Origin of the sequence: Vogesella urethralis, assembly GCF_007644045.2 — a bacterium.
Classification (GTDB): Bacteria; Pseudomonadota; Gammaproteobacteria; order Burkholderiales; family Chromobacteriaceae; genus Vogesella; species Vogesella urethralis.
Map to the genome: position 1 here is coordinate 1 of NZ_VMDW02000049.1, position 20,049 is coordinate 20,049.

General features: G+C 61.4%; 16 protein-coding genes. 3 read left to right on the forward strand and 13 right to left on the reverse strand.

Going from position 1 to position 20,049, the window contains the following annotated elements:
- Positions 1-200: 200 nt before the first annotated feature.
- The 6 genes from FLQ03_RS02335 to FLQ03_RS02360 form a co-directional block, all read right to left on the reverse strand.
- Complete coding sequence (locus FLQ03_RS02335) at positions 201-1,058, reverse strand: pirin family protein (RefSeq protein WP_144373947.1); 858 nt, start codon at positions 1,056-1,058, stop codon at positions 201-203.
- Between the two features lie 9 nt (positions 1,059-1,067).
- Positions 1,068-1,919, reverse strand: coding sequence for a pirin family protein (locus FLQ03_RS02340; protein ID WP_144373948.1), 852 nt, complete (start codon positions 1,917-1,919; stop codon positions 1,068-1,070).
- Positions 1,920-2,076: 157 nt separating this feature from the next.
- Entirely contained in the window at positions 2,077-3,480 is a 1,404-nt protein-coding gene (locus tag FLQ03_RS02345; RefSeq protein WP_144373949.1) for an EAL and HDOD domain-containing protein, read from the reverse strand.
- A gap of 38 nt (positions 3,481-3,518) precedes the next feature.
- A complete protein-coding gene (gene aroC, locus FLQ03_RS02350) occupies positions 3,519-4,619 on the reverse strand; it encodes a chorismate synthase (RefSeq protein ID WP_144373950.1) in 1,101 nt (366 codons plus the stop codon).
- Between the two features lie 173 nt (positions 4,620-4,792).
- Entirely contained in the window at positions 4,793-5,818 is a 1,026-nt protein-coding gene (gene tdh / locus FLQ03_RS02355) for an L-threonine 3-dehydrogenase (RefSeq protein WP_144373951.1), read from the reverse strand.
- Positions 5,819-5,997: 179 nt separating this feature from the next.
- Positions 5,998-7,197: a glycine C-acetyltransferase gene (locus FLQ03_RS02360; protein WP_144373952.1), complete on the reverse strand. Its 1,200-nt coding sequence runs from the start codon at positions 7,195-7,197 to the stop codon at positions 5,998-6,000.
- A gap of 172 nt (positions 7,198-7,369) precedes the next feature.
- Here FLQ03_RS02360 and FLQ03_RS02365 point away from each other — a divergent pair, with 172 nt between their 5' ends.
- Positions 7,370-7,558 (forward strand): hypothetical protein, encoded by a 189-nt coding sequence (locus tag FLQ03_RS02365; RefSeq protein ID WP_144373953.1) that lies wholly within the window; start codon positions 7,370-7,372, stop codon positions 7,556-7,558.
- A gap of 49 nt (positions 7,559-7,607) precedes the next feature.
- Here the strand turns inward: FLQ03_RS02365 and hemB are convergent, their stop codons facing one another.
- The 6 genes from hemB to grpE all read right to left on the reverse strand — a co-directional run bounded on the left by hemB (position 7,608) and on the right by grpE (position 14,554).
- Entirely contained in the window at positions 7,608-8,609 is a 1,002-nt protein-coding gene (hemB, locus tag FLQ03_RS02370; RefSeq protein ID WP_144373954.1) for a porphobilinogen synthase, read from the reverse strand.
- 112 nt (positions 8,610-8,721) lie between these two features.
- Positions 8,722-8,946, reverse strand: a complete 225-nt coding sequence (locus tag FLQ03_RS02375) for a hypothetical protein (RefSeq protein WP_144373955.1) — start codon at positions 8,944-8,946, stop codon at positions 8,722-8,724.
- 67 nt (positions 8,947-9,013) lie between these two features.
- The gene (locus tag FLQ03_RS02380; protein WP_144373956.1) at positions 9,014-10,504 is read right to left on the reverse strand and encodes an alanine/glycine:cation symporter family protein; all 1,491 of its coding nucleotides are present in this window, start codon (positions 10,502-10,504) and stop codon (positions 9,014-9,016) included.
- A gap of 263 nt (positions 10,505-10,767) precedes the next feature.
- Positions 10,768-11,889, reverse strand: coding sequence for a molecular chaperone DnaJ (dnaJ, locus tag FLQ03_RS02385; protein ID WP_144373957.1), 1,122 nt, complete (start codon positions 11,887-11,889; stop codon positions 10,768-10,770).
- Between the two features lie 96 nt (positions 11,890-11,985).
- A complete protein-coding gene (gene dnaK, locus FLQ03_RS02390) occupies positions 11,986-13,896 on the reverse strand; it encodes a molecular chaperone DnaK (protein ID WP_144373958.1) in 1,911 nt (636 codons plus the stop codon).
- Between the two features lie 127 nt (positions 13,897-14,023).
- Positions 14,024-14,554, reverse strand: a complete 531-nt coding sequence (grpE, locus tag FLQ03_RS02395; protein WP_144373959.1) for a nucleotide exchange factor GrpE — start codon at positions 14,552-14,554, stop codon at positions 14,024-14,026.
- Positions 14,555-14,972: 418 nt separating this feature from the next.
- Here grpE and aceA point away from each other — a divergent pair, with 418 nt between their 5' ends.
- The gene (gene aceA / locus FLQ03_RS02400; RefSeq protein ID WP_144373960.1) at positions 14,973-16,283 is read left to right on the forward strand and encodes an isocitrate lyase; all 1,311 of its coding nucleotides are present in this window, start codon (positions 14,973-14,975) and stop codon (positions 16,281-16,283) included.
- Positions 16,284-16,423: 140 nt separating this feature from the next.
- Here the strand turns inward: aceA and FLQ03_RS02405 are convergent, their stop codons facing one another.
- Positions 16,424-17,818 carry a branched-chain amino acid transporter BcaP gene (locus tag FLQ03_RS02405; RefSeq protein WP_144373961.1) on the reverse strand — a complete coding sequence of 465 codons (1,395 nt, stop codon included), beginning with the start codon at positions 17,816-17,818 and terminating at the stop codon, positions 16,424-16,426.
- A 535-nt stretch (positions 17,819-18,353) separates the two neighbouring features.
- Between FLQ03_RS02405 and aceB the strand changes: the two genes are divergently transcribed.
- Positions 18,354-19,949 carry a malate synthase A gene (aceB, locus tag FLQ03_RS02410; RefSeq protein ID WP_144373962.1) on the forward strand — a complete coding sequence of 532 codons (1,596 nt, stop codon included), beginning with the start codon at positions 18,354-18,356 and terminating at the stop codon, positions 19,947-19,949.
- Positions 19,950-20,049: the final 100 nt, after the last annotated feature.

Here is a 20,049-nt window from a genome sequence, read left to right on the forward strand (position 1 = left end):
GGTTTGTTTAAAGAGCGGTGCTGACTTCGTTTCGTTTGCGTCGTCAGCTGAGGAGGCGAACTATACCCACCCCGCTCTGGGCCGTCAACACCCCGGGTACAAAAAAGTGCAAGTAATTGCTTAAGTGGCTGATTTGCAAAGGTGACGAAAAGCAAAAAGGTTGGCCGCATGCAGCCAACCTTTCTCTATACACGCCTTACTCAAGGCTGTGGAATGAAATCCGTCTCGCCTGGCACCATCGCAAAACGCCCGGCAGCCCAGTCTTCGCGCGCCTGCTGCAAGCGTTCGCGCTGGCTGGCGACGAAGTTCCACTCCATGAAACGGGGTGCGTCCAGCATGGTACCGCCAAACACCACACCACAGGCGCCTTGCTCGCTGACGATCTCCGACACGCCATCCCCCAGCACCACCAACTCGCCGGCCTGCATGCTTTCATCGCCCACTCGCACGCTGCCGTCAAACAGGTACAGGCCCCGCTCCGCCGCTTGCGGGAGTTCGAAGCGGGCACCGGCTTGCAACTGCCAGGACAGATACAGCGTGTCGCTGAAGGTACGCACTGGCGATTGCCGGCCGGCATGATGCCCGATCAGCAACTGGAGGTCGCCCCCCGGCAGTTGCCAGGCCGGCAAGCTGGCTGCCGGATAGTGATGAAACGCTGGCGAACAGGCTTCGTCGGCCAGCGGCAGCGCCAGCCACATCTGCAGGCCTTCCACCGCGATGCCTTGCTGGCGGATATCCGCCGGCACCCGTTCGGAATGGGTAATGCCGCTGCCAGCCACCATCAGGTTGATATCGCCCGGCGTAATGCGCTGCACGGTACCCAGGCTGTCGCGATGCATCATCGCGCCCTGGCGCAGGTAGGTGACTGTCGCCAGACCGATATGCGGGTGCTGGCGAACGTCGCCGGCAGTGCCCTCGGCGGCAAAGTGCGCCGGCCCCATATGATCCAGAAACACGAACGGGCCGATACTGCGGGTACCCATCACCGGCAACAACCGACGGACGATGAAGCCGATGTCTTTGCTGGCCGGCTGGATGCGGCGGATGATGTCTGACATGCTGCCTCCTCAGGCCAGGCGGCCTTGCTGGTAGTCGTCGAATGCCTGTTCCAGTTCTGCCCGGGTATTCATCACGAACGGGCCATACTGGGCAATGCTTTCCTGCAGCGGCTTGCCGGCCAACACCAGCGCACGCGCGCCCTCCTCGCTGCGAAGCGTCACGCCGTCGCCGGCGGCCGACAGGATGGCCATGTGGCCGGCAGCCAGCACTTGCTGCGTGACCGGCGCCAGCAGGCTGCCCTGATACAAGTACAGGAAGGCATTGTGGCCTGCGGGGATAGCCACATCCAGTGACTGCCCTGCCGGCACATGCACGTCCAGGTACAGCGGTTCGGTATCTGGCTGCTGGATACTGCCAGGCTGGCCAGCGTACTCGCCGGCGATAACCTTGACCGTGATGCCATCTGCCAGCTGCAACAGCGGGATGTTGGCCGCAGGAATGTCCTGGTAGGCCGCCGGAATCATCTTGCGGGCGGCAGGCAGGTTGATCCAGAGCTGAAAGCCGTGCATCAGCCCCTCCTCCTGCTCCGGCATTTCGGAGTGGATGACGCCACGACCGGCCGTCATCCACTGCACGCCGCCGGGGCCGAGCAGGCCTTCGTTGCCGGCGCTGTCGCGATGGCGCATGCGGCCAGCCAGCATGTAGGTGACCGTTTCGAAGCCGCGGTGCGGATGCGGCGGAAAACCGGCAATGTAATCGCCCGGATTGTCGGAGCGGAACTCGTCCAGCATCAGGAACGGGTCAAGGCGGCGCTGCAGGTCTTGGGTCAGCACGCGTTTGAGTTTGACGCCGGCACCGTCTGCGGTGTCGACACCACGAACCAGGCGTTCGATGCGGCGGGAGTGGAAGGCGGCGGTCATGCGGTTCTCCTGTTGGTTTTTTTGATAGCCACAATATACAAACCTGCCGCCGCCGATAAAAGAATAAAAAACTGTGAACCTTGTTCAGAAAAACCGAGCGGGCGCTGATGCAAAAACACCGCTCCTGGGAGCGGTGTTGGCAAACGGCATAGTCGGCTTAGTCGCCATTCTGGCCGAGGATTTCCTGCGCCCAGATCATGGCGTCCAGATGCAGGCGGTTCACTTCGCCGGCGTCGAACTTCAACATGCGCGATAGCGTGGCCATCCGTTCGTGATTGTCCTGTTCCGCCGAAATGGCCAGCGCCAAGTAAGGGGCAAACAGGCCGTGCTGGTTCAGCAGCGCGTCGATCACCGTCGGCGGCAGCTCCAGCGGCGCCAGCGCCTCGTTCAGCTCTACCTGCATCAGCGAATCCAGCAGCGAGAACATGCCGGTCAGGAACAAGTGCTCGCACTCCAGCCGGTGGTTACCGCCCTTCTGCCCCAGCGATTCCATGAAGCGGGCGCGGAACAGCGAGCGCTCCAGCAGCGCCAGCGCGCGGCCGTCTTCGCTTTTGCGCGAGGTAAACAGCAGCATGGTCAGCCACTTGAACAGCGACTCGCGCCCCAGCAGTAGCAGCGACTCTTCGATGGTCATCACCTTGCGCGACAGTCCATTCATCGGCGAGTTGATGAAGCGCAGCAGCTTGAACAGCAGCACCGAGTCCAGCTTGAACTGGGCGTCGATGTCGCGGCTTTCGGCACCAGCACGCAGCAGGCGCATGATTTCCAGCACCCGCATCTGGCTGGCGTCGGCCTTGGCGCTGGGTGCCGGGCGGAAGTTGGTGAGGAAGCTGCCTTGGTACAGCGCAAAACGCTTGGCAGCACCCGGTGTCTTCACGCATACGTCGAACTCTTCTGCCGAGCCGATATTGCGCGCGTACCAACGTGCCGCCGGGTATTTGCCGGGCAGCTGGTCCATGAACGGGGCCAGCACTTCGTCGGCCGGGGCCGAGAAGTCCATGATCATCATGTCTACCCGCGAGAACAGCTCATCCTGCAACTGCGGCGGCAACACGCTGTGACCGAACAGTGCCGGCTCCAGTGCAAAGCGGCGGCCTGCTGCGCGATGGGCGTCAATACGGGCAATGGTGTCCATCGATACCGGCTCGTCCATGGCCGGGTTCAGCACGAAGATGACACGTTCGGCCGGGAAACCTTCCAGCGCCGGATCGGCCAGCGACAGCGTGGACACATGCACCAGCGCACGGCGAAACGCCAGTAGGCGGAACACGTCCATGTTCACCAGCGTGCTGATCATCAGGCGGTCGTACTGCAGCCACTGGCTAGCGCTGGATTCACGGCGCTTGACGGCGTCGCGCACCATGAATTCATAGGCCACGACATTCAGCTTCATGTCGTGCAGTGGCTGGTGGGTCACAAAGCCCAGCGTATGCGGCAGCACCGGCGCCGGCTCGGCGGCCACCGGCGCAGGGTTGGCCGCCACCTTCTGGGCGCCAGGCTCGTTGGCCGCCTGCGGGGCGTCATCCTTGCGCGACAGTTTGTCAAACAGGTTCTTGAACATGATCAGGCATCCGTCCGGGGGCGGGGTGTGATTTCAATTTAGCCGATACGGCCGGGAATACGCGGTGTGTCGACGCGCACATCGCCACACTGGGCGCGGTGACGCAGCGCGTGGTCGATCAGTACCAGCGCCAGCATCGCCTCGGCGATCGGGGTAGCACGAATGCCCACGCACGGGTCGTGACGGCCATGGGTTTCCACCATGATCGCCTCCCCGGCCTTGTTGATGCTGCGGCGCGGCTGGGCAATGGAAGACGTCGGCTTGATGGCGATGGACACGTCGATGTCCTGACCGGTGGAAATGCCGCCCAGGATGCCGCCGGCGTGGTTGCTGGCAAAGCCTTCCGGCGTCAGCTCGTCGCCGTGCACGCTGCCGCGCTGGGTGACGCAGCCGAAACCGGCGCCGATTTCCACGGCTTTCACCGCGTTGATGTTCATCATGGCGTAGGCGATGTCGGCGTCCAGGCGGTCGTACACCGGCTCGCCCCAACCTACCGGCACGTTTTCGGCCACCACGCGCAGACGGGCACCCACCGAGTCCAGGCTCTTGCGGATGCTGTCCATATACGTTTCCAGCGCCGGCACGACGCTATCGTCGGCAGCAAAGAACGGGTTGGTATCGACCAGGTCCCAGCTTTTGAACGGAATGGCGACGTCGCCGATCTGGGTCATGTGGCCACGGATGACGATGCCGAACTGTTCTTTCAGCCACTTCTTGGCAATGGCGCCGGCGGCCACGCGCACAGCGGTTTCACGGGCCGAGGAGCGGCCGCCGCCACGCGGGTCGCGGATGCCGTATTTGTGCCAGTAGGTGTAGTCGGCGTGGCCGGGGCGGAAAGTGTCGGCGATGTTGCCGTAGTCCTTGCTGCGCTGATCGGTATTGCGGATCAGCAAGGCGATGGGCGTACCGGTGGTCTTGCCTTCGTATACGCCTGACAGGATTTCGACGGCGTCCGGCTCGCGGCGCTGGGTAACGTGGCGGCTGGTGCCGGGTTTGCGGCGGTCCAGTTCCAGCTGGATATCGGCTTCGCTCAAGGCCATGCCGGGAGGGCAGCCATCGACAATGCAGCCGATGCCGGGGCCGTGGCTTTCGCCGAAGGAGGTAACGGTAAACAGCAAACCCATGCTATTGCCAGACATCTTTTTATCCCTGAATGCTTATGGTGATCTCTGGCGATTCTAGCATGGCTGGCAGGCGTTCGAGCGCGCGCCCTGCCGCTGGCGGGCAGAAGGTTGGCCGCACGGCGGGATAAAACAAAACCCGGCCGCAGCCGGGTTGGGATTGACCATGTGTCATGCACACCGTTCAACGTTTACTGCCAGTCCAGAATCACCTTGCCGCTCTGACCGGACAGCATGGCGGCAAAGCCGGCCTCGAAGTCGTCCACCTTGAAGTGGTGGGTAATGATGGGGGTGATGTCCAGGCCGGACTGGATCAGCGCCACCATCTTGTACCAGGTTTCGAACATTTCGCGGCCGTAGATGCCCTTGATCTCCAGGCCCTTGAAGATGACCTGGTTCCAGTCGATGGCGGTATTGGCCGGCGGAATACCCAGCAGCGCTACCTTGCCGCCGTGGTTCATCACGTCCAGCATCTGGCGGAAGGCGTGCGGGTTGCCGGACATCTCCAGGCCCACGTCAAAGCCTTCGGTCATGTGCAGTTCCTGCATCACGGTTTTCAGGTCTTCGCGGCCAACGTTGACGGCGCGGGTGGCGCCCATCTTGCGCGCCAGCTCCAGACGGTAGTCGTTGACGTCGGTAATCACCACGTGACGGGCGCCCACGTGCTTGGCGATGGCCACCGCCATGATGCCGATCGGGCCGGCACCGGTAATCAGCACGTCCTCGCCCACCAGATTGAAGCTGAGCGCGGTGTGTACGGCGTTACCGAACGGGTCGAAGATGGACGCCAGGTCATCGGAAATATCGTCCGGAATCGGGAAGGCGTTGAAGGCCGGAATCACCAGGTATTCGGCAAACGAGCCTTCGCGGTTCACACCCACGCCGGTGGTGTTGCGGCACAGGTGGCGGCGGCCGGCACGGCAGTTACGGCAGTAGCCGCAGGTGATGTGGCCTTCGCCGGAGACGCGCTGGCCAATGGTAAAGCCCTGCACTTCGGAGCCCATGCCGGCTACGACGCCGACGTACTCGTGGCCGACGTGCATCGGCACCGGAATGGTCTTCTGCGCCCAGTCGTCCCAGTTCCAGATATGGATGTCGGTACCGCAAATGGCGGTCTTGGTGATCTTGATCAGCAGATCGTTGTGGCCGACTTCCGGCATCGGAACGTCGGTCATGTTCAGGCCGGGGGCGGCCTGCAGTTTGGCGAGTGCTTTCATGTCAGTATCTCTTCAGGTCGCCACAAGCTCCGGCAAACCCTTGGCCACGAACCCCACGAAAAACACGAATTGCCGCTTTGTCATGCGCTGTGCACGGTATGGCAGGCTTTGTCTGTGTTTGCGGCGGGGCCGTAGCTAAGCGTTCGCGTCCTTTCGTGGAGTTCGTGGCCAATCAATAATCAAATCACGCCCAGTTCGCGGCCAACCTTGATGAAGGCGGCGACGGTGTGCTTTACCTGCTCCAGCGTGTGGCCGGCGGACATCTGGGTACGGATGCGCGCCTTGCCTTTGGGCACCACCGGGTAGGAGAAGCCGGTCACGAACACGCCTTCTGCCAGCAAGGCGGCGGCCATTTCACCGGCCAGACGGGCGTCGCCCAGCATCACCGGGATGATCGGGTGCTGGCCCGGCACCAGGGTAAAGCCAGCGTCGGTCATGGCCTGACGGAAGTAGTCGGCGTTGCGCTTCAGGTTGGCGCGCAAGGTGGCGCCTTCTTCGGTTTGCAGGATCTGCAGCACCTTCAGGCTGGCGGCGGCAATGGCCGGGGCCAGCGTGTTGGAGAACAGGTACGGGCGCGAACGCTGGCGCAGCAGGTCGATGATGGCCTGGCGACCGGACACGTAACCGCCGGAAGCGCCGCCCAGCGCCTTGCCCAAGGTACCGGTATAGATATCGACACGGTCGGCCACGCCGCACAGTTCCGGCGTACCGGCACCCGTGTCGCCGATAAAGCCTACCGCGTGCGAATCGTCCACCATCACGATGGCGCCGTAGCGGTCGGCCACGTCGCACAGGGTTTTCAGGTCGGCGATGATGCCGTCCATCGAGAACACACCGTCGGTCACGATCAGCTTGAAGCGCGCGCCGGCTGCGTCGGCGGCCTTGAGCTGGGCTTCCAGGTCAGCCATGTCGTTGTTTTTGTAGCGGAAGCGCTTGGCCTTGCACAGGCGTACGCCGTCGATGATCGAAGCGTGGTTCAGCTCGTCGGAAATCACCGCGTCGTCTTCGCCCAGCAGGGTTTCGAACACGCCGCCGTTGGCGTCGAAACAGCTGGAGTACAGGATGGTGTCGTCGGTGCCCAGAAAGCCGGAAATGGCCGCTTCCAGATCCTTGTGTACTTGCTGGGTGCCACAGATGAAGCGCACCGAGGCGCAACCGTAACCGTAGTCGTCCAGCCCCTGCTTGGCTGCGGCGATCAGGCGCGCGTCGTCGGCCAGCCCTAGGTAGTTGTTGGCGCAGAAGTTCAGCACGTCGCGGCCGCCGCTCAGGGTGATGCCGGCGCGTTGCGGGGTGGCAATCACGCGTTCCGGCTTCTCGAAACCGTCAGCACGGATCTGCGCCAGCGTGGCTTGCAGGTGGGCAAGATAGGTATGGTTCATGGGGGTATCCCTGTGTGTCGCCATTCGGGGTGACAGCCGTGCTGTCATGTGTCTGTCACCATTCTAGACCCGCACATGGCAAATGATCAGGCACAGTGACACACGATTTTGCGGGGGTGGGTGTTACCCTGCCGTGCGACAATAACGGCCTTTATTCCTTGCCTGCACCACCGTGAAACCGCCTGCCTCGCCCCCGGCCTGCCGTTTGTGCCGCCACCATTACATTACCCACGACGCCCGCTTTCCGTACGGCTGCCGCGCGATGCAGATCAAGAGCAAGCGCAGCCCGGCGCTGGACGTGCGCGAGGCCACCGGCCACCAGTGCGTGATGTTCGACGCCAAACCGCCACGGCAGCCATGAAAAAAGCGGCCAGGGTTGGCCGCTTGCGGTGATTGCCGTGCTGTAAAGCTCAGCCGCGACGAATGACGCGGGCAGCATCCAGTGCAAAGTAAGTGAGGATGCCGTCAGCACCGGCGCGCTTGAACGCCAGCAAGCTTTCCATCATGCACTTCTCTTCATTCAGCCAGCCATTCTGAAAGGCCGCCTTCAGCATCGCGTACTCGCCGGACACCTGGTAGGCGTAGGTCGGCACCTTGAAGGTGTCTTTCACGCGGCGGATCACGTCCAGGTACGGCATGCCCGGCTTGATCATCACCATGTCGGCGCCCTCTTCCAGGTCCATCGCCACTTCGTACAGCGCTTCGTCCAGGTTGGCCGGGTCCATCTGGTAGGTGTACTTGTCAGCCTGGCCCAGGTTGGCCGCCGAGCCTACCGCGTCGCGGAATGGGCCGTAGAAGGCCGACGCGTATTTGGCGCTGTAGGCCAGAATCTTGGTATGGATGAAACCGTCTTCTTCCAGTGCGCTGCGGATGGCGCCGATACGGCCGTCCATCATGTCGGACGGGCCCAGTACGTCGGCACCGGCAGCAGCGTGACACAGCGCCTGCTGTACCAGGATTTCGGTGGTTTCATCGTTCAGCACGTAGCCGCTGTCGTCCAGCAGGCCGTCCTGACCGTGAATGGTGTACGGGTCCAGCGCCAGGTCGGTCATGATGCCCAGCTGCGGGAAGCGCGCTTTCAGCGCCCGTACTACGGTGGGTACCAAGCCGTCCGGGTTGTAGGCTTCTTCGCCGGAGTTGTCCTTGCCGGTTTCGATCACCGGGAAGATGGACAGCATCGGAATGCCCAGTGCCACCGCTTCGGCGGCGGTATCCAGCAGCTTGTCCAGGCTCTGGCGCTTGACGCCGGGCATGGACGCTACCTCTTCCTCGCGGCCTTCCCCTTCCAGCACGAATACCGGGTAGATCAGGTCGTTGGTGGTCAGCACGTTCTCGCGCATCAGGCGGCGCGAAAAGTCGTCACGGCGCATGCGGCGCAGGCGGGTAGCGGGAAAGAAGCGATTGGCAAGCATGGGGTTCCTTCGGCAAGTCGATTCAAAACGGCAACAAGATAACAAAGGCAGACCACCATCGATAGCACTGGTTCACAACGGTTTGTTACAGCGCAAGGTTGGCCGCCCGCCGTCAGCGCGGTGCGTCGTCGGCCTGATCGGCGTCGGGCGCGGTTTCGCCGGGCCGGCGATACGGGCTGCCATCCTTGCTGGACGGCGCATAGGTACCGGGAATGACGCCAGGCGGCAGCTTGCCGTCGCCGGTCTTTTTCGACATGCGCGCCAGCGTGGCGATGACAGTGCCGACCGGTGCCACGATGATCAGTACCCAGAACCAGGTTTCGTGCAGCAGATTCATGGAGCTTCCACAATGAAAAACGCCGGGGCAGCCCCGGCGTGTCAAGTTTTTGGTTAGCGCAAGGATATCAGACCTTGTCGTAAACCGGTTGGCCGCCATGCTTGCGCTCGGCTTCCAGATTGTCTTCCGACTGATGGCTGGTCCAGTAGTCGGCGTTCTTGATACCCAGTTTTTCCGGGTGGAACACCGGGTCCAGGCCTTGTGCTTTTTGTGCTTCGTAGTCGCGCAGTGCGATGAAGGCCGGCTTTTGCAGCATCAGGATGGCGGCGATGTTCATCCACGCCATCATGCCGACACCGATATCGCCCAGGCCCCATGCCAGATCGGCGGTCTTCACGGTGCCGTATACCACAGTGGCCATGATGGCGATCTTCAGCACCAGGGTCATCCACGGACGGTTAACCTTGCGGTTCAGGTAGGCGATGTTGGTTTCGGCGATGTAGTAGTAGGCAATGATGGTGGTAAAGGCAAAGAAGAACAGTGCCACCGCCACAAAGATGGAACCAAAGCCCGGCATGATGTTTTCCATCGCGGTCTGGGTGTAACCCGGGCCCGCGGCCACACCGGCAATACCGGTGTACAGCGCCTTGCCGTCCGCACCTTGTACGTTGTACTGGCCGGTAATCAACAGCATGAAGGCGGTAGCCGAGCATACGAACAGGGTATCGATGTAAACCGAGAACGCCTGCACCAGGCCTTGCTTGGCCGGGTGCGACACGGCGGCGGCAGACGACGCGTGCGGGCCAGTGCCCTGACCGGCTTCGTTGGAGTACACGCCGCGTTTCACGCCCCACTGGATGGCCATGCCAAGAATAGCGCCGAAGCCGGCGTCCAGACCGAAGGCACTCTTGATGATCAGGCTCAGCACGTGCGGCAGCTGATCGATGTGCAGCGCGACGATCACACACGCCACGATGATGTAACCCAGCGCCATGAACGGCACCACGATCTCGGCAAAGGAGGCAATACGCTTCACGCCGCCAAAGATGATGAAGCCCAGCATCACGGCCAGCAGCGCGGCGGTCACGTTAGGATCGATACCCAATGCATTTTGCAGGCCGGCACCGATGGAGTTGGACTGGGTACCCGGCAGCAGCACACCGCAAGCAAACACGGTAGCTACCGCAAACACGATGGCAAATGCCTTCATGCCCAGGCCTTTTTCGATGTAGAAAGCCGGGCCGCCGCGGTATTCGCCGTTGATCTTTTCCTTGTAGATCTGGCCCAGGGTGGATTCCACAAACGCCGAGCTGGCGCCCAGGAAGGCTACCATCCACATCCAGAACACGGCACCGGGGCCGCCGAAGGTGATGGCGGTGGCCACGCCGGCGATGTTACCGGTACCCACACGGCCAGCCAGCGTCATCGCCAGCGCCTGGAACGACGATACGCCGCTGCTGTCGCTCTTGCCGTCAAACATCAGGCGGATCATTTCGCCGAAATGGCGTACTTGCGCAAAACGGCTACGGATAGAGAAGTACAGGCCAACGCCGAGGCAAAGAAAAATCAGGCCTTTGCTCCAGATCCAGCCGTTCAGAAAATCGACTAATTCCTGCATGTTTGCTCCTTTGATATCAGGGTCTGTTCCCATTTGGTGTCGGCAACCTGGTCAGGGTTACCGCCATCGCGCAGGTCATGCGCCTGCTTTGCGAAGCCGCAAACATACTGAAACAAAGCGCCGAATACCAGCAGGCTGGATACATTAACCATTATTTGTCAGACAATCGCCCTGCTGCGCACAATGATTGCCACAAAATGCAAAACGCACCGCGGGTTAACCCTCGCGGTGCGTTGTTCGGCACAACTATGTAACAAATGGCCTTAGCCGAAGAAGTCTTTCAGCTTGTCGACAAAGGACTTGGCGCGCGGCGTGTGGGTGGCCACATCGCCCTGGCTGATGGCCTCGAATTCGCGCAACAGCTCTTTCTGGCGCTCGGTGAGGTTTACCGGCGTTTCGACGACAACGTGGCACATCAGGTCGCCAACGTCGCTGCCACGTACCGATTTCACGCCTTTGCCGCGTACACGGTAAACACGGCCACTCTGCGTTTCGGCAGCAATCTTCACCTTGACCATGCCATCGAGGGTGGGGATTTCCACCTCGCCGCCCAGCGCGGCCACGGTAAAGCTGATCGGCATTTCACAGTGCAGGTCTTTGCCGTCGCGCTCGAACACGCTGTGCTTCTTGACGTGCACCACCACGAACAAGTCGCCGGACGGGCCGCCGTTCTGCCCCGGTTCGCCTTCGCCAGACAAGCGGATGCGGTCGCCTTCGTCCACACCGGCCGGAATCTTCACGTTCAGCGTCTTGTGGGTCTTCACCTGGCCGGCGCCGTGGCACTTGTGGCACGGGTCGGTAATCTGCTTGCCGCTGCCGTGGCAGGTGGGGCAGGTTTGCTGGATGGAGAAGAAACCCTGGCTCATGCGTACCTGGCCGTGACCACCGCAAGTGGTACACGTTTTCGGCTGGGTACCCGGCTTGGCGCCGCTGCCGTGGCACACATCGCAGTTTTCATGCGACGGAATGCGGATCTGCTTTTCGCAACCGCGTGCGGCTTCTTCCAGCGTGATCTCCATGTTGTAACGCAGGTCGGAGCCACGGTACACATTGCTGCGCCCGCCACGGCCACCGCCGCCACCCCCGAAGATGTCGCTGAAGATGTCGCCGAAATCGAAGCCGCCAAAGCCCTGGCCACCGCCACCCATGCCAGCCTGCGGGTCCACGCCGGCGTGGCCGTACTGGTCGTAAGCGGCACGCTTCTGGCCGTCGGACAGGATCTCGTAGGCTTCTTTCACCTCCTTGAACTTGTCTTCCGCTTCCTTGCTGTCCGGGTTGCGGTCCGGGTGGTACTTCATCGCCAGCTTGCGATAGGCCTTCTTGATGTCGTCATCCGACGCATCGCGATTGACGCCCAGTACCTCGTAGAAATCCTTTTTCGCCATGCTGTATCACCTCGCGCCAACCGTGAAGGTTGGCCGCATATCATGGAAAAGGCACAGTGCCCCGAAGGGCCTGTGCCTTGCCGTTATCGCGGAAGCTTACTTCTTCACTTCTTCGAATTCGGCATCTACCACGTTGCCGTCATCCTTCTTGCCGTCGGCTTGCGCGTCGGCAGTGGCGCCTTCGGCACCCTTGTCGGCGTACATGTGCTCGGCCAGCTTGTGGGAAGCGGTCATCAGCGCTTGCACCTTGGCATCGATGGCGTCTTTGTCGTCGCCACCGATCACTTCTTCGGCTTCTTTCAGCGCGGCTTCGATCGCGGTTTTCTCGTCGGCGGAGATCTTGTCGCCGTACTCGGTCAGCGATTTCTTCACGCTGTGGATCAGGCCTTCACCCTGGTTACGGGCCTGTACCAGCTCGGCCAGTTTCTTGTCTTCCTCGGCGTTCAGCTCGGCGTCGCGCACCATTTGCTGGATTTCGTCTTCGGACAGGCCGGACGATGCCTGGATGGTGATGTTGGCTTGCTTGCCGGTAGCCTTGTCTTTGGCAGACACGTGCAGAATACCGTTGGCGTCGATGTTGAATTCCACTTCGATCTGCGGAATGCCACGCGGTGCCGGCGGAATATCACCCAGGTTGAACTGGCCCAGCGACTTGTTGGCCGCAGCCTTCTCGCGCTCGCCCTGCAGCACGTGGATGGTTACCGCGGTCTGGTTGTCGGCAGCGGTGGAGAACACCTGCGACGCTTTGGTCGGGATGGTGGTGTTCTTCTGGATCAGCTTGGTCATGATGCCGCCCATGGTTTCGATACCCAGCGACAGCGGGGTCACGTCCAGCAGCAGTACGTCCTTGCGGTCGCCGGACAGCACGGAACCCTGGATGGCGGCACCCACGGCCACGGCTTCGTCCGGGTTCACGTCTTTACGCGGCTCTTTGCCGAAGAAGGCCTTTACGGCTTCCTGTACTTTCGGCATACGGGTCTGACCACCCACCAGGATCACGTCGGTGATGTCAGCCAGCGATACGCCGGCGTCTTTCAGGGCCACTTTGCACGGCTCGATCGAGCGCTGTACCAGGTCTTCTACCAGGCTTTCAAACTTGGCGCGGGTGATTTTCATCGCCAGGTGTTTCGGGCCGGTGGCATCCATGGTGATGTACGGCAGGTTCACTTCGGTCTGGGTCGCGGAAGACAGCTCGATCTTGGCTTTCTCGGCGGCTTCTTTCAGACGCTGCAATGCCATCACGTCGTTCTTCAGATCAACGCCTTGATCTTTCTTGAACTCGGTCACGATGTAATCGATAACGCGCTGGTCGAAGTCTTCGCCGCCCAGGAAGGTGTCACCGTTGGTGGCCAGCACTTCAAACTGGTGCTCGCCGTCTACGTCGGCGATCTCGATGATGGAGATATCGAAGGTACCACCGCCCAGATCGTATACGGCGATCTTGCGGTCACCTTCCTGCTTGGCCAGGCCAAAGGCCAGCGCCGCAGCGGTCGGTTCGTTGATGATGCGCTTCACGTCCAGGCCGGCGATGCGGCCGGCGTCTTTGGTGGCCTGGCGCTGGCTGTCGTTGAAGTAGGCCGGTACGGTGATCACGGCTTCGGTAACTTCCTCGCCCAGGTAGTCTTCGGCGGCCTTCTTCATCTTGCGCAGCACTTCTGCGGAGATTTGCGGCGGCGCCAGTTCCTGGTCGCGTACTTTCACCCAGGCGTCGCCGTTCTTGGCACGCACGATGTCGAAAGGCATCAGTTCGATGTCTTTCTGTACTTCCTTGTCTTCGAAACGGTGGCCGATCAGGCGCTTCACCGCGTACAGGGTGTTTTTCGGGTTGGTCACCGCCTGACGTTTGGCCGGGGCACCTACCAGGATCTCGCCATCTTCCATGTAGGCAATGATGGACGGCGTGGTGCGCGCGCCTTCGGCGTTTTCCACCACTTTCGGGTTGCCGCCTTCTACCACGGCCACGCAGGAGTTGGTCGTACCAAGGTCAATACCGATGATTTTGCCCATGACTGCTTATTCCTTTCGTCTAACTTTTGTCTTGTCTGCCGGCCCGTCGGCGACGGCGCCGGCCTGATGTGCTGTCAGATATTGGCTATTGCCACAATTTCAAGAGGGTAGTTAACCACGCCGGCCTTCAGGCTTTCGGCTTGGCCACCACCACCATGGCCGGGCGCAGCACGCGGTCGGCCAGCAGGTAGCCTTTCTGCATCACGCGGACCACGGTATTGGCCTCGGCTTCCGACTCTTCGGTGCTGATGGCCTGGTGTTTGTGCGGGTCAAGCTTGTCGCCCAGCGGGTTGATCTCGGTGATCTGCGCCTTCTCGAAGGCCGACACTAGCTGCTTCAGCGTGAGGTCCACGCCGAACTTGAGCGCGTCGAACTGGCCGGACTGATCCAAAAGTGCCATTTCCAGGCTGTCTTTTACCGACAGCAGTTCGGAGGCGAACTTCTGCGCGGCAAATTTCTGGGCGTTGCTGACATCCTCCGCCGCACGGCGACGAACGTTTTCGGTTTCGGCCCGGGCACGCAGATACTGCTCTTTCAGTTCTGCAACCTCTGCTTCCAGTGCAGCAACGCGGGATTCGGCGGTGTCGGCTGCGGTTTCGGCGGCCTGCTGGCTTTGTTCAAGCACTTCTTCTGCTTGGGGATTCTGATTTTCCTGCATGACGCTTCCCATTGGCTGAAATCAAAAAGACCTTCCCTATATAGGGGCATCGCCCCACTTTTCAAGCGGGCCACGCTGCGCTTTTTGATGCGCGCTTGTGCACCAACTTTTTCGCAAGTGCACAAAAACAAGCGCTCGCTCCGGTTCGTTTTTGGGCATGATTGTTACCAATTGAAAACAAAGGATTTTTTTTTGCTGCACTGCACACATCGAGAAATTTTTATGCTTAAATGGTTCCACAACAGCGCAACTGCATGGCATGCCAGCCCTTTATCCGGGGCGGTTTCCGGCAGCAGGCAGCCCCGCTAAAACAGGGGTTGCCAGACGCAGCAAGGCCAGACAAACCGGCCTGCATCAACAGAAACTGGGAGCGCCGGCCAGCCGGCAAAACGAAACTATCAAGTTAAGGATTCACACCATGATGACTCGCGAACAGCAAATCGCCGCTCTGAAAAAAGACTGGGCTGAAAACCCGCGCTGGAATGGCATCAAGCGTGGTTACTCCGCCGAAGACGTTGTGCGTCTGCGCGGCTCGCTGCAGCCGGAATACACCCTGGCCCAGCGCGGTGCCAAAGTGCTGTGGGACAAAGTGAATGGTGGCGCCAAGAAGGGCTACGTGAATGCTTTCGGCGCCATCACCGCCGGTCAAGCCATGCAGCAAGCCAAGGCCGGCCTGGAAGCCGTGTACCTGTCCGGCTGGCAAGTAGCCGCCGACGGCAACACCAGCGAGACCATGTACCCGGACCAGTCGCTGTACGCCTACGACTCGGTGCCGACCATGGTTCGCCGCATTAACAACACCTTCAAGCGTGCCGACGAGATCCAGTGGTCGCGTGGCATCAACCCGGGTGACGACGGCTACATCGACTACTTCCTGCCGATCGTGGCTGACGCTGAAGCCGGTTTCGGTGGCGTACTGAACGCCTTCGAACTGATGAAGAACATGATTGCTGCCGGTGCTGCCGGTGTGCACTTCGAAGACCAGCTGGCCGCAGCCAAAAAATGTGGCCACATGGGCGGCAAGGTACTGGTACCGACCCGCGAAGCCGTTGAGAAACTGATCTCCGCCCGCTTTGCAGCCGACGTAATGGGCGTACCGACCCTGATCCTGGCCCGTACCGACGCCGAAGCGGCCAACCTGATCACCTCCGACTACGACGAGAACGACAAGCCGTTCCTGACCGGCGAACGCACCCAGGAAGGTTTCTTCCGCGTGAAAAATGGTCTGGAACAGTCCATCTCTCGCGGTGTGGCCTACGCGCCGTACGCCGACCTCGTATGGTGTGAAACCGGCACCCCGGACCTGGGCTTTGCCCGCGAGTTCGCCCAGGCCGTACACGCCGCCTGCCCGGGCAAGCTGCTGTCGTACAACTGCTCGCCGTCCTTCAACTGGAAGAAAAACCTGGACGACAAGACCATCGCCAAGTTCCAGGACGAACTGTCGGCACTGGGCTACAAGTACCAGTTCATCACCCTGGCCGGTATCCACGTCAACTGGTACAACACCTTCAAGTTCGCGCACGCTTACGCCCGCGGCGAAGGCATGAAGCACTACGTGGAAATGGTACAAGAGCCGGAATTCGCCGCTCGCGAACAGGGCTACACCTTCGTATCGCACCAGCAGGAAGTGGGCACCGGCTACTTCGATGACGTGACCACCGTCATCCAGGGCGGCTCCTCCTCGGTAAAAGCCCTGACCGGCTCCACCGAAGAAGAACAGTTCCACTAAGCGTTTCGACCTTACACGGCGCCTCGACCCCGCCGTCTGCGTCAACCACCCCCGCCATTGGCGGGGGTTTTCTTTTGTTGGCCGCCATAAAAAACCCCGCCGGATGGGCGGGGCAAGTATCAGTACGATGCTAGTGCTGCTTATGGCTTGTGCAACAGCGAACGCTGGCGCGAGTAACCGAAGTACACCACCAGGCCGATCACCAGCCACACCACAAAGCATACCCAGGTCAGCCACGACAGCTGGCTCATCAGGAACACGCAGAACACGATGGCCAGCGCCGGCACATACGGCACGCCCGGGCAGTGGAATTTACGCGGCAGGTTCGGCTCGCTCTTGCGCAGCACGATGATGGCCGCAGCAATCAGCGAGAACGCGGCCAGGGTACCGATGTTGACCAGCTCGGCCAGCGTGCCCAGCGGCACAAAACCGGCGATCAGCGCGATGATGGTACCGATCAGCCAGGTAGCCTTGTACGGGGTACCGTACTTCGGGTGTACATCACTGAAGATTTTCGGCAGCAGGCCGTCACGCGACATGGCAAACAGGATGCGGGTCTGGCCGTAGGTCATCACCAGGATCACCGTCAGCATGCCCAGAATGGCGCCCAGGTCGACGAAGCCAGCAAACCAGTCCAGCTTGGCCACTTGCAGCGCCAGCGACACCGGGTGGTCAATCCCTTTGAACTGCATGTACGGCACGATACCGGTCATGATGGCCGATACCACCACGTACAGTACCGAGCAGATACCCAGCGACCACAACACGCCACGCGGAATATCCCGATCCGGGTTTTTCACTTCTTCCGCTGCGCAGGTCACGGCGTCAAAACCCAGGAAGCTGAAGAACACGATGGCCGCACCGTGGAACACGCCACTCATGCCGTACGGCAGCGCCGGGTGCCAGTTGGCCGGTTTGACGTGCCATACCGCAACCGCGATGAACACCAGCACCACGGCCACCTTGATCAGCACCACGATATTGTTGACGCGCTTCGATTCCTTGATACCGAACGCCAGCAGCGTGGTGACCAGCATGGCGATGACGAACGCCGGCAGGTTGAACACGGTGGTCACGCCCGGGCGGGCACCGGCGGCCGCCGTCAGCGCGTCCGGCAGGTGCAGGCCGAAACCGGCAATCAGACTCTGGAAGTAGCCGGACCAGCCCACCGACACCGCCGACGAAGCCAGCAGGTATTCCAGCATCAGATCCCAGCCGATGATCCAGGCGATCAGTTCACCCAGCGTGGCGTAGGCGTAGGTATAAGTAGAGCCGGAAACCGGCAGCATGGCGGCAAATTCGGCATAACACAGCGCGGCAAAGCCGCAGGCGATGGCGCCGATGATGAAGGAAAGCACCAGGCCGGGGCCGGCCACGGTGGCACCGGTGCCGGTCAGTACGAAAATGCCGGTACCGATAATGGCTCCGATCCCCAGCATGGTGAGGTCGAATGCCGACAGCTCTTTGCGCAGTGCACCTGCGCCCTGAACGCCCGCCATCATCTGGCGGACGTCCTTCTTGCGAAGCAAACTCATTGTATTGTCCCGAGTGGTCAAACGACTACGCAGCCTCTTGGGCTGCGTTCCGGCCTGCTGTGCAGGTCTGGTTGTTGTGCGGCGACCCTACCGGATAAGGCAGTAACGCGCAGGGGCGCGACTATGCCGCAGCCCCTGGTCCGGCTCAAGCCAGCCCACGATCAGGCACTATGTATACAGAATCCAATCAGCAAAATGCAGCGCACAGCGTGCCAGCATTTCAATGCACTGCGCAGCAATACACCCCATCCGTGCCACAAGGCGGCAGATAGCTGTCCTTTCGAACAGCTATGCCATTTTGTTTCAAAAAGTAGCAATGCCAACACCAACCCTGGCCACATCTGCAGGACAATGCGCTAAATGCAGCACAAAATGCGCTGATACGTTGCCACTGGCACGGCGCTTTACGTTCTGAAAAGTAAAAAATGTTATCGGTTTTTACGTATTTTTCCTGACTTTGACTGCCGGTAAACTGCAGGCATAACAAGCTGGCTGCCGCTGCCCCGTGGCCGGCCAACCCAACGGAGAGAGAGACATGGCGTTGCAACTGCCGCAAGGCGTGGAGCTGCTGGCCCCGGTTCGGCCAGCCAACGAGGCATTGTTCAGTTACCCGGCGCTGGCCTTCATCGCCAGCCTGCACCGGGCGTTCGATGCACGCCGCCAGCAACTGCTGGCCGCCCGACAGCAACGCCAGATGCTGCTGGACGCCGGTGAGCTACCGGACTTTCCCGCCGATAGCCGCGCCATCCGTGACGCAGACTGGCAGATCGCCCCGCTCCCCCCCGCCCTGCACGACCGCCGTGTGGAAATCACCGGCCCGGTAGAACGCAAGGCCATGATCAATGCCCTGAACTCCGGCGCCAGCTGCTTCATGGCCGACTTCGAAGACGCCACCAGCCCCGGCTGGGGCAATATCGTGGCCGGCCACCAGAACGTGTGCGATGCCTGGGCCGGCACGCTCAGCCACCCCGGCCCGGACGGCCAGCCCTACCGCCTGAACGAACGTACCGCGCTGATGATGCTGCGCCCACGCGGCTGGCACCTGCAGGAAAAACACCTGCGCGTTGATGGCCGTGCCGTCAGCGCTGCCCTGTTCGATTTCGGCCTCAGCTTTTTCCACAACGCCCGCCTGCTGCACGCGCGCGGCCAACCCGTCTGCTACTACCTGCCCAAGCTGGAAAACCACCACGAGGCCGCGCTGTGGAACGATGTGTTCGTGCTGGCACAGCAAGCGCTGGATTTACCGGTAGGCACCATCCGCGCCACGGTACTGATCGAGCACATCCTGGCGGCGTTCGAGATGGACGAGATCCTGTACGCGCTGCGCGAGCACTGCGCCGGGCTGAATGCCGGCCGCTGGGACTACCTGTTCAGCTGCATCCGCACCTTTGGCCACAGCCGCGATTTCTGCCTGGCCGACCGCGAACGCATCACCATGACGGTGCCGTTCATGCGCTCGTACGCGCTGCAACTGGTCAAAACCTGCCACCGTCGCGGAGCACCGGCCATTGGCGGCCTGTCGGCGCTGACGCCGATCAAGCATGACCCCGCGGCCAACGATCAGGCCATGGCGGCTATCTACCAGGAAAAACAGCGTGAAGCGCGCGATGGCTACGACGGCAGCTGGGTCGCCCACCCGGCGCTGGTGCCGCTGGCGCTGGACGCCTTCCGCAGTGTGCTGGGCGATGCGGCCAACCAACTGGCACGCCAGCGCGACGACGTGCACATCAGCGCCGCCGACCTGCTGAACTTCCAGCCGGAAGGCCCGATTACCGAAGCCGGCCTGCGCAACAACATCAGCGTCGGCATCCAGTACCTGGGGGCGTGGATGAGCGGCCGCGGCTGCGTGCCCATCCACAACCAGCTGGAAGAAGCCGCTACCGCCGAGATCGCCCGCGCCCAGCTGTGGCAGTGGATACGCAGCGCCAAGGGCTACCTGGACGATGGCCGCAAGGTCAGCCTGGGCTTGCTGCGCGACCTGGCCGCCGACGAGATCAACCGCCTGCACGCCGAATACGGTAGCCGCTGGAGCCGGCATTTTGATGATGCCGCCCTGCTGTTCGACCTGCTGGTCAGCAGCGAAGACTTCATCCCCTACCTCACCGTCCCTGGCGACGAATACCTGGACTAAGACCGATCGGCAGCATGCCACGCGGGCGCGACAAGGATGAAACCAGCCAGTTCGGTTTGGCACGTCGTGGCCGGTGAAGGCGGCTACCGCGGCAGGCAAG